Raw genomic sequence first — 14228 nt, forward strand, 5'->3', positions numbered from 1 at the left:
ATTCTATCGACCATCCATTGACGACGATGTTCAAAGCTTTGTTTGCTATAAGCATCCTTACCACACAGGTAAGCGCGGCGCACACAACGAGAGATTAGGTGATAGTAACGGGTGTCTTGTAATGAAACTTGCTGACGGCGAGATTGTGTCATAATCAAACTCCTTACGTGTTTACTTTATAAACATAGTCAGGAGTTCTTATTTATTCAAGAAAGTATGGGTGTCCTATTTTTATTCTATTTTTATTTTTTCTTCCTATTTTTATTCTATTTTTATTTTTTCTTCCTATTTTTATTCTATTTTTATTTTTTTTTAATTTTACTTACTTAACTTACAGCGCTAAGCAGATAACATTTTAAGGATAAAATAAATTGATTAATGGGTTAAGAGTTTTGAGTTGATGTCATTATTGAAGAAGGATATTTAGCGCCTTTTGAGCTAACTAAAGAGAATTTCAAGAAAATAGACTAAAGAACATAGAACATGGAATTTGTAACTATGTTCTTTAGTTTCCAGCGGCCAGAAGCCGCTGCCATTTAATAAATAAGGGTAGGGCAATAGGCTAAGCAGTTAGCTCTTTACGGATGATTTCTGCACCTGCACTTAACGCATTCAATTTTCCGCTAGCGATGTGGTGAGGTAGGGGAGCCATGCCACAGTTAGTACAAGGATAAAGCTTGTCGGCGTCTACAAATTGCAACGCTTTACGTAAGGTGTCGGCAACTTCCTCTGGTGTTTCAATAGTATGGCTAGCAACATCAATTGCACCTACCATCACCTTTTTACCACGAATAAGTTCAAGTAGATCCATTGGCACATGAGAGTTGTGACATTCTAGTGAGATAATATCAATTTTAGATTTTTGCAGCTTAGGAAAAGCTTCTTCATACTGTCGCCATTCAGATCCCAAGGTTTTTTTCCAATCGGTATTAGCTTTTATGCCGTAGCCGTAGCAAATATGCACAGCTGTTTCACATTTAAGTCCTTCAATGGCGCGTTCTAAGCAGGCGATTCCCCAAGCATTAACTTCATCAAAAAACACATTAAATGCAGGTTCATCAAATTGAATTATATCAACACCCGCTGCTTCTAATTCTTTGGCTTCTTGATTAAGAATAATGGCGAATTCCCAGGCAAGTTTTTCACGACTTTTATAATGATCATCATAAAGGGTGTCTATCATGGTCATAGGACCTGGCAACGCCCATTTAATTGGTTGATTGGTTTGCTTACGTAAAAACTTAGCGTCTTCAACAAAAACAGACTTTTGACGAGAAACTGGGCCTACCACTGTTGGTACACTCGCGTCATAGCGATCGCGAATTTTAACCGTTTTGCGTTGCTCAAAATCAACGCCATTAAGGTGTTCAATAAAGGTAGTAACAAAATGTTGGCGGGTTTGTTCACCATCGCTAACAATATCAATGCCTGCTTGTTGTTGATCTAATAACGATAAGCGTAAGGCATCGTGCTTTCCTTCGGCTAATTCGTCACCTTGTAATTTCCAAGGCGACCAAAGTGTTTCAGGCTCTGCGAGCCAAGCTGGTTTAGGTAAGCTGCCTGCCGTTGAAGTAGGTAAAATGGTTTTGTTAAAAAGGGCTTTCATAATAAATAATGTCTTATATGTGTGTTATTAAGCTAAGTATTTAACTTAGCTGTTCAATTTTTGCTTAATGTATATATCAACGTAATGATTAACTATATTTTTAAGCATAGTTAACGTTAGCAGACCATTGCTCAAGCACCGTTTGATAAGGTTTGATAAAGTGTTCTTCAGCAAATTTTCCTTGCTCACTAGCTAACTGGCTACGTTCTTCTCGATCGTAAACAATTTGCGTTAAGGAATGGTCTAGGTTCTTTAAATTTGGTTGATACGACTTTCCTGCAACCGCATTTGCATTGTAAATTTCAGGTCGATAAATTTTTTGGAAAGTACCCATAGTGCTGATTGTGCTTATAAGCTCAAGACTGGTGTAATCATTAAGTAAGTCACCAAAGAAGTAAAAAGCTAATGGTGCAACACTATTTGGCGGCATAAAATAACGTACCTGCAAGCCCATTTTTTTGAAATATTGCTCAGTTAATGATGTTTCATTGGGTTGATATTCAACACCTAATACGGGATGCTGATTTTCAGTTTGGTGATACGTTTTATTATCAGAAACACTGATACAGATTACAGGTTTTTTAGTAAAGTTATCGTTGTAAGCTTCTGAATTAATAAAAGATTGAAATAACTTACCATGTAAAACACCAAAATTTTCTGGAATGCTAAATTTGGTTTGATTTTTATTATGTTCTTGCAGTAAAACGCTAAAGTCATAGTCGCGAACATATGACGAAAAGTTATTTCCTACAATGCCTTCAATACGTTTATTAGTTTTATGATCAACAATATTTGTTTTTAATACTTCAATAGAAGGGAAGGTTTGACCGCTGCCTTCAATATCAACATTAACTGACACAATTTCAAGTTCAACCGAGTAACGATCAGCTTTTGGGTTATCCCAATGTGCTAACGCATTAAAACTATTGTCAATCATTTTTAAAGCATTGCGCAAGTTTGCTTGACGGTAGCTTCCTCTTGCTAAGTTAGCAAAATTAGTAGTGATACGGGTATTGTCTGATGGTTGATAGTCTTCATCAAGACAAATGCTTTTAATAGTAAATGTGAAGTCGTTATTCATTGTGATCTAGTATCCAATTGTCTAATTTAAAACCTAATTTATGTTCGCTGTTGCCAGACTTGTTAATTTACTTTCTGCTTTAATCAGTGAGAAATTATCAAGATCTGTTGTCTTCAAAGTTTGTAGCGTTTGCTGCCTTGTTAACTAATTAATAGTCATTTGAAATATCAATCAGTGTTAAGCGCTGGGTAATTTATACGTGGATTAGTAAGTGATGAAAAGCGCATTTATTTCACATGCCCTATGAGAAAAATTCATGGCCTATATAATTGAATGTTTTAGGTGTTGTCAGTTATATTATTTCGCCTACTGCAAACATAACTACATTTTATGTAGCGAAATAACCCTTTGATTATATTAAGAAGTGAACTGAATGAGTGATTTATTATTGTTAATTACATACTGCGCGTTATTAGGCAGTGTTGTTGGTTTTTTAGCTGGACTATTAGGTATTGGCGGTGGGTTAGTTATTGTTCCGATTTTGAGTGTTTTTTTACTACATTTTGAAATAATACCACCTGAGCAAGTGGTTATTGTTGCGGTAGCGACTTCTTTGGCATCGATATTATTTACATCGACTTCATCAGCAATTGCTCATCATAAAAATGGTAATGTTCCATGGCACTTAGCCCCTTGGATAATGACAGGTGTAGCTCTTGGTGCGCTTATTAGTGGCTTTATGGCTGCATTATTGCCAGAAAAAATTGTTCGTATCGTGTTTGCTGTTAGTGTGGTACTTATTGCGATAAAGATGTTTTACAGCAGTACGAAAAGTGGTTCACCAACTGAGCGTAAAATGCCAAATAAAGGCTTGTTAACCTTTTTTACTACGATTACTGGCGCATTATCAGCCATGATAGGTATTGGTGGCGGGGCGCTTTTAGTGCCGTTGTTAACGTTTTTCTCTATTGATATGAAAAAAGCGATCGGTTGTGCCTCTGCTTGTGGCATTGTTATCGCATTATTTGGTTCAATCGGTTATATCAGCTCAGGGAGTGTTCATTTTGCTTTAGCAGATGGTTTTGCTGGCTTTGTTTATTTACCGGCCCTATTAGGTATTGTTTGTACTTCTTGGTTTACGGCCCCATTAGGTGCCAAATCTACTCATTATTTACCTGTTTCAACGATCAAGAAAATATTCGCAGGTTTATTGTTAGTCATGGCTGCAAATATGATTATCTAATAGGTGCTACAAGTGCGCTCTTATTGATTTTTTCTGCTGTGATTCATCATTAATTTATCCTTTTTATGAATTTACCCATTGATAATGGCAGCAGTTAAATAACTATAGGGATGAATTGTTAGGTTTAAATTTAGTAAAATAGTTAATGAAATAACCGTGTAATAACGATGTAACAATCTATATGTATAAATTATTTTCCATTACGCGATAAGTGCCAAATATTAAGAGTAAAATAAAAACCTGACTAATTAGACAAATAATTTTAAAACCTGAATAATCGCGTTATAATACTCAAAATTAAAAGTTAGGGTTATTATTGATGGATAAGAAATATATTACGGCACAAGAGTTACTAGAAGATTCATTCCGATTAGCAGCAAAAGTATATGAAGATGGCTTTAGACCACAATTTATTGTTGGTATTTGGCGTGGTGGTGCTCCAATTGGTATCGCTGTTCAAGAATACTTTGATTATAAAAAAATCGATACGGATCATATTGCTGTGCGTACCTCTTCTTATTACGGTATTAATAAACAAAGTAAAGATATTACGGTTCACGGTTTACATTATATTATTGAAAATGCCAATGCAGATGATGCCTTGTTAATTGTAGATGATGTTTTTGATTCTGGTCGTAGTATTAAAGCGCTTATTGCAAAATTGAAATTAACAATGAGAAATAATATGCCAACGGATGTGCGAATTGCTTGCCCTTGGTATAAGCCTAATAATAAACAAGTAGATATTACGCCTGATTACTTTGTTTATGAATCTGACGAATGGTTAGTCTTCCCGCATGAATTATCTGGTTTAACACCAGAAGAAATTGCTAAAAACAAATCAGACTTAGCGAATATTAAAGACCTGTTTTAGGCTTTTTTCGTTAATTAAATTGATAACTAAATTACATAGGAAATAACCGAATGCGTTTTCTTTCTTGCTTAGTAGCATTACTACTTTCCTGCTCAGTTTACAGTAAATCTGAAAAACCTACTGTAATTTTGTTATCAATTGATGGTTTTTCATATGAATACCTTGAACAACATAAACCAGCCAATCTGCTTGCTTTAGCTAAGTCTGGTACTGTTGCCGAACTGCTTCCTGTATATCCGAGTAAGACATTTCCTAATCACTTGTCGATTATTACCGGCTCTTACCCTATCAACCATGGCATTAGTAATAATAATTTTTACAATCCTACATTAGGTGAGAAATACGTAAAAGGTGCGGGAAAAAATAACCCTGCATGGTTAACAGCCGAGCCTTTTTGGTACGTTGCAATGCAACAAGATATTAAAGCCGCTGTATATTTTTGGCCGGAATCAGAAGTTATTGGAAAAACACCGACCTATAATGTTCCGTTCAATAAAAAAGATTCAAATAAAGCGCGGTTTACACAAATAATTAAGTGGTTAGAGCTGCCGCAAGCAGAGCGACCTCATTTTATTGCTAGTTACTTCTCAACAGTCGATAGTGCAGGGCATCATTATGGCCCTAGGTCGAAGCAGGTTGCGAAGGCTATTGCTGACATTGATAAGCTGTTGGGAGAGTTCGTTTCAACATTAGCAAATGATATAGACCAAGAGGTAAATCTTATTATTGTGTCAGATCATGGCATGATACAAGTTGACAAGAATAAAGCGATAAAACCATCAATGGTGTTTGATCAAGAAACGATTAAACTTATTAAATCGGGCGCTATTATTGTTGCAAGTAACGATACCCAACAATTTCTTTATTTTAACCCGTTAAAATTAAAGCAGCCAGCAGAACAGTTACAAGTAATTGAGAACTTAAAACTAAAATTAGTACAGCAGCAGTCTAGTCTTTATCAATTGTACGCTAAAGGAAGTTATCCTGAGCATTGGCATTTAGCTAAAGATATTACGCTTGTGCCAGACATTATTATTGAAGCAATTCCTCCTGCAACCTTTGTTAAGGAGAAATATAACAAAAAATTAACAATTACTGGTACTCATGGTTATGATCCAAAAACCCAAAAAAGTTTAGCTGGAATATTCATCGCTTCAGGCGCGAATATCGCAAAAGGAATTGAGGTGGAACCGTTTGAAAACATACATATTTTTTCCTTTATGAGAGAATTGTTAAATCTCAAAGAAATATCAACGATTGATGGTAATAAGGAAGTGCTAATGCCACTTATTATGAAAAAATAAATAAAAAGTTAATAGTATGTTATTTTTACTAGCAATTTCATGTAGTAATGTTAGTCTTGAGATCAAGGAAAAGACAATAATAATGTAGTGCAATGAAAAATACTTATATCGCGAGACAAGCAATTTTTAACGATACTTCAGAAACTATTGGTTATGAGCTATTGTTTAGAGACAGTCCTGATAATAAATTCCCCGAAGTTGATCATGATATTGCCAGCTCTAAGTTGATTATTCAAAATCATATTCATGGTGATATTAAAACAATTAGTATGGGCAAGCTGTCATTTATTAATTTCACCGAAAACTGCCTAATTCATAAATTCCCCTTGATGTTTGATAAAGACTCTATAGTAATAGAGCTAGTAGGTCATGAAAAACCAACTAACAAGCTACTAAAAATAATCAAGTTTTATCATGACGAAGGTTATATGATTGCACTAACGCAATATGATTTAGCACTGCATTGGGATGTACTTTTTCCATACATTAATATTGTTAAAGTTGATATTGAAAAAATCAATACTAAACGTTTATTACCTGCTGTTACTCGCATGAGAGCATTTAATATTGCCATTGCGGCAGAGAAAGTAGAAACAAGAAATCAACAACAAACACTTGCTGAAGTGGGCTTTGATTATTTTCAAGGTTATTTTTATCACGAGCCTGAAATTATTAAAGGGCAAACACTTGCACCAATAAAAACTCAAATGCTACATTTGTTAAGTGAAACCTTTAATTCACCACTTAACTATGACAGCGTAGCAGAGATTATTAGTCACGATGTAAACTTAACCGTTGGTTTATTGAAATTAGTTAATAATGTTGCTACAGGTACTCGCGTTAAAATAACATCATTGAAACAAGCGGCGGCTTATTTAGGCGAAGAAAAACTAAGACACTTTGTTTCTATTCTTGCATTGTCTAATCTAACATCTGACACGACCGATGAAGTATGTAAACAAGCATTGATAACCGCGAAAATGATGTACTCATTAAGTAATAATGATACCTTTAAACCGGTTAGTGACTTTGCTTTTATCACCGGATTACTTAGCTCTATTGAAGTAATGTTATCTATGCCTATTTCTGAAATTGTAAAAACGATGCCTTTAGCAGAGCCAATTGAAAGGGCTTTAGTGAAGCATGAAGGTTTATTGGGCCAGTTACTCGATTTAACAACGAGTTATATTTTAGGTCACGAACAGGTAACTATTGATAAAACCTTAACGAATATTTTAAATCAGTACTCATTAGACAAAGACGTTGTACAAGCTGAGTTTTTAAAAGCGAGTCAATGGTGTAGTGATCTCGATATTTAAAGTTAATGCTTATAAGGTAAAAGGCCTTCAGTTTATTGCTTTACCGCCTTAACCACTTTCTAATATTGCCTTGTAAAAATTCAGTTATATTAATGAATTAGCAAGGCATCCAACAACCTATTTGAACTCATTATTTCTCTTTAGTATTGGACATAATAGCTGAGGCTAATTAGAATATATCAAAGTTTCCTCTCATTATGTATTCATGTCTAAAACAATACCTGTACCATTATTTCCCACTTATATCGAATTGTGCGATTTTACGTTTGAAAACTATCCAGAATTAGATGACTTTATCAATACACTACCATCTTGGTGTAAAGTTCATTGGGAATGGGGCAAGGAGTTTCTAAAATACACCGGTAGAAATAAATCAGCACATACCTTTGATAGGTTTAGAAATGAAGTTGAAAAATTTTTATTATGGTCATTTTTAGAAAATAAAACACCGATAGATGAATTACGTAAATCAGATATTCTTACTTATGCAGATTTTTGTTGGAAGCCAGCAATAAATTGGATTGGCACCAGTAATCAAGAGCGTTTTAAGCTACAAAATAGTTACTTTACTATTAATGAAATATGGCGACCATTTAAAATACAAGCGGCTAAAAGCCAGACAATAAAGGAAATTGATAAAAAGAAATATCGTCCGTCACAACAAACCTTAACCTCAACATTCACAGCCGTTATTGTATTTTATAATTACTTAATGGGTGAAGAGTTTTGTTATGGCAACCCAGCGCAGATTGCTAAAAAAGATTGTAAGCATTTCATCTTTGACACCCAAGTTAAAGAAATTAAACGACTCTCAAGCTTACAGTGGCAATACTTATTAGATACTGCTATTGAACTTGCTGATGAAGATCCAATATATGAGCGAAATTTATTTGTAATCGCTAGCTTAAAGACTTTGTTTTTGAGAATTTCAGAGTTATCAGAGCGAGATAATTGGTCTCCAACAATGGGACATTTCTGGCAAGATGAAGACGAAAACTGGTGGTTAAAAGTATTTGGTAAAGGAAGAAAGTTGCGTGATATAACCGTTCCCTCTGATTTTATTCCCTTTTTACAACGGTATCGTTTATATAGAGGTCTTTCTGGCTTACCTACCAGCGGTGATAATAATGTTTTAGTTGAAAAAATACGTGGCCAAGGTGGCATGACAACAAGGCATTTACGACGGTTAGTACAAGATATATTCGATCATGCCTTTACACGAATGAAACAAGCTGAAGGTGAAGACCGAGCGGTAAAACTTAAAGAAGCAACCACGCATTGGCTTAGACACACTGGCGCGAGTATGGAAATTGAGCGTGGTAGAGCACTGAAAGATCTATCAGAAGATTTAGGCCATGCCAGTATGGGCACAACCGATACAATTTATGTACAGTCAGAGAATAAGAAAAGAGCTGAAAGTGGTAAGAAAAGAAAGGTGGATTAATCGTTATTGGTATAATTTTACCGCTCAACTTGCAAGTTAATTCAAGGGTATACTCGTTCGTTTTTAACAAGCATTATTGGATAGCTATTCAGGCTCAGTCATACTTGTTACCATCATTCAGTTTAATTAATTATCTGATTTATATCGTTACTGTATTAATAGGAACTTTTTACTTGTGAAACTCTCTAAATTTGGACAAAAATTTACCCAAAAATCCGGCATAGTCGGATTAATGGATGATATAGGCAATGCCCTTGATGAAAATCCCAATATGATATTTATGGGAGGAGGAAATCCAGGTCAGTTACCTGAAGTTGAAAAAGTATTCCAACAAAAATTAGAATCACTTTTAGCTGATCCTATAAAAAGACAAAGTATATTAGGCGTTTATCAGTCTCCACAAGGAGACAAAGAGTTTCGTGTCGCAGTGGCTAGTTTTTTGAAAAAACAATTTGGTTGGGATCTTAACCACAATAACATTGCAATTTCTAATGGTAGCCAATCAGCTTTTTTCATTTTATATAATATGTTTGCTGGCTCTATGCCAAATGGCGATTACCATTCCATTCATTTACCTTTGTCTCCAGAATATATAGGGTATAAAGATATTGGAGTAAATGAAAACTTCTTTACAGCAACTAGACCATCAATTGAACTGTTAGATGATAACTTATTTAAATACCATGTAGACTTTTCAACGTTAGCATTGTCTGACAAAACCGCGGCAATGTGTGTTTCTAGACCTGCTAACCCAACAGGAAATGTACTTACTGATGATGAAATCAATCATTTAGATGAATTAGCTAAAGAAAAGAATATACCACTGATTATTGATGGTGCTTATGGTCTCCCTTTTCCAAATATCATTTTTACCGAAGCAACACCTCACTGGAATCAAAATACAATTTTAACCCTTAGCCTTTCAAAAATGGGTTTACCTGGTTTACGTACAGGAATTGTTATTGCCAATGAAGAGGTTATTGAAAAATATACTAATGTAAATACCATTGTTAACTTATCTTGTGGTTCACTTGGCCCAGCATTAGCTAAAGAGTTATTTAAAACCGGTGAAATTGTTTCTATCACGCAAGATTACATTAAACCTTTTTATCAAGAGCGCGCTAACAAAGCGGCTAACTGGTTTCGTCAATATCTTGGAAACCTGCCGTATCGAATACATAAGCCTGAAGGTGCAATTTTTCTTTGGTTATGGTTTAAAGACTTACCAATAACAAGTCATGAGTTGTACCAACGCCTTAAAATACGTGGTGTTTTAGTCGTACCAGGCGATGATTTTTTTGTTGGAATTGATGATGAATGGTCTCATAAACGTGAATGTTTACGTGTTTCTTATGTTCAACCTGAACTACAAGTAAAGCAGGGCATTCAAATTATTTCAGAAGAAGTTATGAAGGCTTACCAAGGGATATAGTAGGCTTATTCATATTTAGGACCGGATGTAGAGCACAAAAAGCCAACGATTAGTCGCTGGCTTTTAATAAAACTATTATGTTAGAGTTGAATCAAAATAGTAACTTACTTTTTAACACTTAGTGCTTTACCTAGTAGCCAAACAGATGAAGCTAATAAAACTAAATCTTTAACCAAAAACTGCCCAGGTACTACATTTAGTGCTGGAAAACCGCCTAAAGAAGCTTCCCAAACGGGTGCTGTTAATAATAGACTTGACGTTACTGCAAATGTTGCGATTGCACCTAAACTGCCCACAATACCAACGATACGATTTAATGGTGTTAATAAAAGCGCGACAGCTGTGACAATTTCAACAGTGCCAATAAAATTAGAAGCACCTTGTAAACTAAATACGCTATAAAGCCATGATGTAAGTGGGCTTGACGCTACTAATCCTTCAATTGCACCCGCTTCGTAGGCACTAAACTTCATTGCACCAATCCAAATAAGTACCAAAGCTATTGAGAATCGTATTGTATTTTCACCGATTTTTGTAATACTTTCTGCGCGACCTTGTGTGTTGTGATGTATAGTTGTTGTGTTCATTATTTATTCCTTTTTTAATATCTACGTATTAGTTTTTTTATTTAATAATTATTTTAGTGTTGCTGTAAAAATTTGTTTAGCGCACCACTTCTTAGCGCTTTATGAAAATCATCGGCACCGCCAATGTGCTGGTTATCAATAAAAATTTGCGGAACAGTGGTTCGTTGGCTGCGTTCTCGCATTTCTAATTGAAGTGCTTTACTGTTAGTTACTTCATACTCTTGGTATTGAAGACCTAGGCTAGCTAAGGTAGCTTTTGCTTGTTTACAATATGGGCAGTAGCCTTTGCTATAAATTTCTATTTTACTCATCAGATACCTCTGTAGTTTTTTTGCTATGTCGTTATGATGAGTCTATTATGACGGTTATTAAAATCCCAACAATGTGCGAAAGTCTTTACTTTGTACACTAATCGTCTACAATTAATTTTTTAATGATGTATTTAGATAAACCTATGGAAATACTCAGCGATATTTTGACTTCATTACGAGTCAGAGGTAGCGTCTACTTTTGTAGCCAAATAGAATCACCCTGGACAAAAGAATTCAAAAATAAAACCACAGCAAGCTTTCATTTAATTAAGCGTGGTGCATGTTGGGTGACAATTGGGGATAGAGTAGAGCAGTTGGGTGCAGGTGACTTAATATTTTTGGGACCTGGAATTGATCATACGCTGTCTAGTGAACCGCCTATCGGTCAGGCACTTTCGTATGAGAATACAACATTATTATTATGTGGAGACTGTTCATTTCAGCATGACGAATTAAGTCCACTGAGTAATATATTTGAGCAAGTAACCATTGTGCGTGAAGAGGAAATTGAGAAACATACATGGCTCAAAAGTACATTTAATCAATTAAGCTCTGAATATATGTCACAAAGTCCGGGTAACGAGATCATTGTAAATAAGTTAACTGAAGTTGTATTAGTTGAGTTAATAAGAATCAACTTTGGACGACAAGAAGAACATTCATTTTTTCATGCGCTGCGTGATAAACGTATTACAAAAGCGCTAGAGCTAATACATAGTTCATTCGAACAACCTTGGACGATTGAAACCTTAGCTGCAAACGTGGGAATGTCGAGAGCAGCATTTGCTAAACGTTTTTCATCACTTGTTGGACAAACTATATTTAGTTATTTATCTAATTTACGTATTCAAAAGTCTAAGGAGATGATTGCTAATACCTCGCTCTTTATTGATGATATTGCATTATCTGTGGGATATGAATCAGAGCGTGCATTCACCAAAACCTTTAATAAATACGTTGGGATGACACCAAAACAATTTCGAACTCAAAAAAATAAAAATTAGTATTAGCTGTAAAGCCTCAAGCAAACATTTCTAATACTCAATATTATTATCTCTTCAATGTTAACTTTTAATTCCTATTCAATGCTCTTAGGATTAAGGTTACTTTGCAGTATTTGGGTTAACTGGATAAAATCATCAATTTTTTCTGGCGAAATGTCGTTTGCCATTTTATTGAATACTCGTTTTTCGGCGATTTTAAATAACTCAATTATTTTATCTCCCTTAATAGATAACTTTAATAGATGGCTACGTTTATCATTTTCATTATCAATTTTAGTAATCAATTCTTGGCTAACTAACTCTTTAATTAATCTATTAATTTGGGCTTTATCTCGCCCCATGAAATCAGCTAATTTTTGTCCTGTGCAATTATCAATTATTGATATCACTTTTAACGACTTCAGGTGCATTGGCGCTAAATCAATTGATAATAGCTTTATTTCTTGCTTCATATTATTGCGCACAGCGTGTACTAAACCAAAAATTGCTTCACTTAATTCCATGGGCTCTCCCGGATAAATTCAGTATAGATCAAAAATTAGTTGACATTATCAACCAAAATAAAATATAGTAGACCTTATCAACTATATTTTATTGGGTACTGTTATGCAACTTAAATTGAAAAACCTATTTGTTATGTTTTTAATCATGCTTTTTATGGTTGGGACTATTACGGCGATTATGACATTGGTCAATCTTTCACCTGCTCAACCTTTTATTAATACATGGGTTAATTCATTTATTTTTGCGTTGGTTGTTTTGCTCCCCGTTGGTGGCGTTCTATTTATCGGTATCAATAAGCTTATAAATCAATACTGTCTTGCTTGGTCATCTTTACAAAAGAATCTTTTTCAAGGTATTTCAATGGCGATAATAATGGAGTCGATTATAGCAGTAGTTCTTACGGTTAAAAATGGCAGCTACGAGTCTTCAGTTCAGTTTTCACAGTTATTTTTTAATAGCTTACTTTTTGCATTACCTGTTGGGCTTACGCTGTCACTGGTAATGACTTTGTTCATAAAACCAAAACTTGAAGGGTACATAGCAAAAGTACCTGCTTAAACAATTGATTAATAAATTAATAGATAAAAATAGGAAGATATTATGGGACCTACAATGCGTATGACACAAGTATTATCGGTAGATGATTTATCCCCGCATATGAAAAGAATTACCTTAACTGGTGAATCACTGAGTGATTTCCCTGAAGACAAAGAAAGTGCTCATGTTAAAGCTATTTTCCCTAATCCTAATTCAAGTAGCAACAAACCTAAATTGGGTTTATATTTCGGCTTTAAGAAATTTATGCGCTCTTATACAGTTAGATCTTTTGATAAGCAGAATTTAGCACTAACCATTGATTTTGCGGTAAATGATCATCAAGGCTTAGCAACTAATTGGGCGCTTGAAGCCAAAGCAGGAGATTATCTTGGCATAGCAGGGCCAGGAGATGTAAAGCACCTTGATATCAATGCTAAGCAACATCTTTTTTTTGGTGACATCACAGCCTTACCTGCCATTGCTGCAACTTTGGAAAAATTACCTGAAAATGCCATTGGACATGCTTATATACAAATTCCTGATAAGCAAGACAAGCAAACATTAATAACTCCGAAAGGGATAAACATTCATTGGTTGGTAACGCCAAACAAGTTAACTGAAGATTTTTTAGATGGGCTTAAATCACAAAGTAATCATTTGAATGATACTGCTATATTTATCGCTGCTGAAGCAAGTGTTGTAAAACAATTAAAAAGCTATTTAATCAATAATTGTGAGTATGATAAGTCAACACTTTATGCTAGTGCATACTGGAATCAGAAAAGATAATTAAGGTTGTACCTAATATTTTCGGTATTTATCAGTAAAACTTGAAAATAGCGACCTACAAGAACCATAGTGGTATCACTTAATATGATAGTAACTAACTATTTTATTGCTTAAAAATAAATGATAATAATGGCAGAATATTTATATTTATACCAGTTTCATTAATTAAGTGAACAATTTTATACGTAGAAAAAATCACTAAATAAAAGACATTTATTTCAATAACTCTTTGTTCTAATTATTAAATAAATAA

General features: G+C 34.5%; 14 protein-coding genes and 1 pseudogene. 9 read left to right on the forward strand and 6 right to left on the reverse strand.

All coding sequences use genetic code 11. The features are described 5' to 3' along the window. From KO509_RS18125 to KO509_RS14715, 3 genes and pseudogenes are all read right to left on the reverse strand, one after another. Positions 1-152, reverse strand: a pseudogene (locus KO509_RS18125) (transposase); the annotation flags it as partial. A gap of 410 nt (positions 153-562) precedes the next feature. Continuing rightward, entirely contained in the window at positions 563-1606 is a 1044-nt protein-coding gene (locus tag KO509_RS14710) for a methionine synthase (protein WP_215974031.1), read from the reverse strand. Positions 1607-1706: 100 nt separating this feature from the next. Then, a complete protein-coding gene (locus KO509_RS14715; RefSeq protein ID WP_215974032.1) occupies positions 1707-2687 on the reverse strand; it encodes a DUF1852 domain-containing protein in 981 nt (326 codons plus the stop codon). Between the two features lie 373 nt (positions 2688-3060). On the opposite strand from KO509_RS14715, the gene KO509_RS14720 reads away from it, so the two are divergent. The 6 genes from KO509_RS14720 to KO509_RS14745 all read left to right on the forward strand — a co-directional run bounded on the left by KO509_RS14720 (position 3061) and on the right by KO509_RS14745 (position 10243). Continuing rightward, positions 3061-3870 carry a sulfite exporter TauE/SafE family protein gene (locus KO509_RS14720; RefSeq protein ID WP_215974033.1) on the forward strand — a complete coding sequence of 270 codons (810 nt, stop codon included), beginning with the start codon at positions 3061-3063 and terminating at the stop codon, positions 3868-3870. A gap of 316 nt (positions 3871-4186) precedes the next feature. Further along, a complete protein-coding gene (locus KO509_RS14725) occupies positions 4187-4744 on the forward strand; it encodes a phosphoribosyltransferase family protein (RefSeq protein ID WP_215974034.1) in 558 nt (185 codons plus the stop codon). 50 nt (positions 4745-4794) lie between these two features. Continuing rightward, on the forward strand, positions 4795-6048 hold the full coding sequence (locus KO509_RS14730) for an ectonucleotide pyrophosphatase/phosphodiesterase (protein WP_215974035.1): 1254 nt from the start codon (positions 4795-4797) through the stop codon (positions 6046-6048). Between the two features lie 92 nt (positions 6049-6140). Further along, positions 6141-7367, forward strand: coding sequence for an HDOD domain-containing protein (locus KO509_RS14735; RefSeq protein ID WP_215974036.1), 1227 nt, complete (start codon positions 6141-6143; stop codon positions 7365-7367). Positions 7368-7572: 205 nt separating this feature from the next. Continuing rightward, positions 7573-8811: a tyrosine-type recombinase/integrase gene (locus KO509_RS14740; protein WP_215974037.1), complete on the forward strand. Its 1239-nt coding sequence runs from the start codon at positions 7573-7575 to the stop codon at positions 8809-8811. Positions 8812-8986: 175 nt separating this feature from the next. Next, positions 8987-10243 carry a valine--pyruvate transaminase gene (locus tag KO509_RS14745; RefSeq protein ID WP_215974038.1) on the forward strand — a complete coding sequence of 419 codons (1257 nt, stop codon included), beginning with the start codon at positions 8987-8989 and terminating at the stop codon, positions 10241-10243. A 104-nt stretch (positions 10244-10347) separates the two neighbouring features. Here the strand turns inward: KO509_RS14745 and KO509_RS14750 are convergent, their stop codons facing one another. Both KO509_RS14750 and grxC read right to left on the reverse strand, forming a co-directional pair. Then, positions 10348-10830: a DUF417 family protein gene (locus tag KO509_RS14750; RefSeq protein WP_215974039.1), complete on the reverse strand. Its 483-nt coding sequence runs from the start codon at positions 10828-10830 to the stop codon at positions 10348-10350. Positions 10831-10883: 53 nt separating this feature from the next. Continuing rightward, positions 10884-11141, reverse strand: coding sequence for a glutaredoxin 3 (gene grxC / locus KO509_RS14755; protein WP_215974040.1), 258 nt, complete (start codon positions 11139-11141; stop codon positions 10884-10886). A 143-nt stretch (positions 11142-11284) separates the two neighbouring features. Between grxC and KO509_RS14760 the strand changes: the two genes are divergently transcribed. Next, positions 11285-12145 carry an AraC family transcriptional regulator gene (locus tag KO509_RS14760; RefSeq protein WP_215974041.1) on the forward strand — a complete coding sequence of 287 codons (861 nt, stop codon included), beginning with the start codon at positions 11285-11287 and terminating at the stop codon, positions 12143-12145. Between the two features lie 74 nt (positions 12146-12219). Here KO509_RS14760 and KO509_RS14765 read toward each other — a convergent pair whose 3' ends face one another. Then, a complete protein-coding gene (locus KO509_RS14765; protein WP_215974042.1) occupies positions 12220-12648 on the reverse strand; it encodes a MarR family transcriptional regulator in 429 nt (142 codons plus the stop codon). A 103-nt stretch (positions 12649-12751) separates the two neighbouring features. On the opposite strand from KO509_RS14765, the gene KO509_RS14770 reads away from it, so the two are divergent. Both KO509_RS14770 and KO509_RS14775 read left to right on the forward strand, forming a co-directional pair. After that, positions 12752-13207 carry a DUF2798 domain-containing protein gene (locus KO509_RS14770; RefSeq protein ID WP_215974043.1) on the forward strand — a complete coding sequence of 152 codons (456 nt, stop codon included), beginning with the start codon at positions 12752-12754 and terminating at the stop codon, positions 13205-13207. Between the two features lie 42 nt (positions 13208-13249). Next, entirely contained in the window at positions 13250-13975 is a 726-nt protein-coding gene (locus tag KO509_RS14775) for a siderophore-interacting protein (protein WP_215974044.1), read from the forward strand. Positions 13976-14228 lie beyond the last annotated feature (253 nt).

Origin of the sequence: Colwellia sp. C2M11 (genome assembly GCF_018860915.1) — a bacterium.
In the GTDB taxonomy this organism is placed as follows: Bacteria; Pseudomonadota; Gammaproteobacteria; order Enterobacterales; family Alteromonadaceae; genus Colwellia.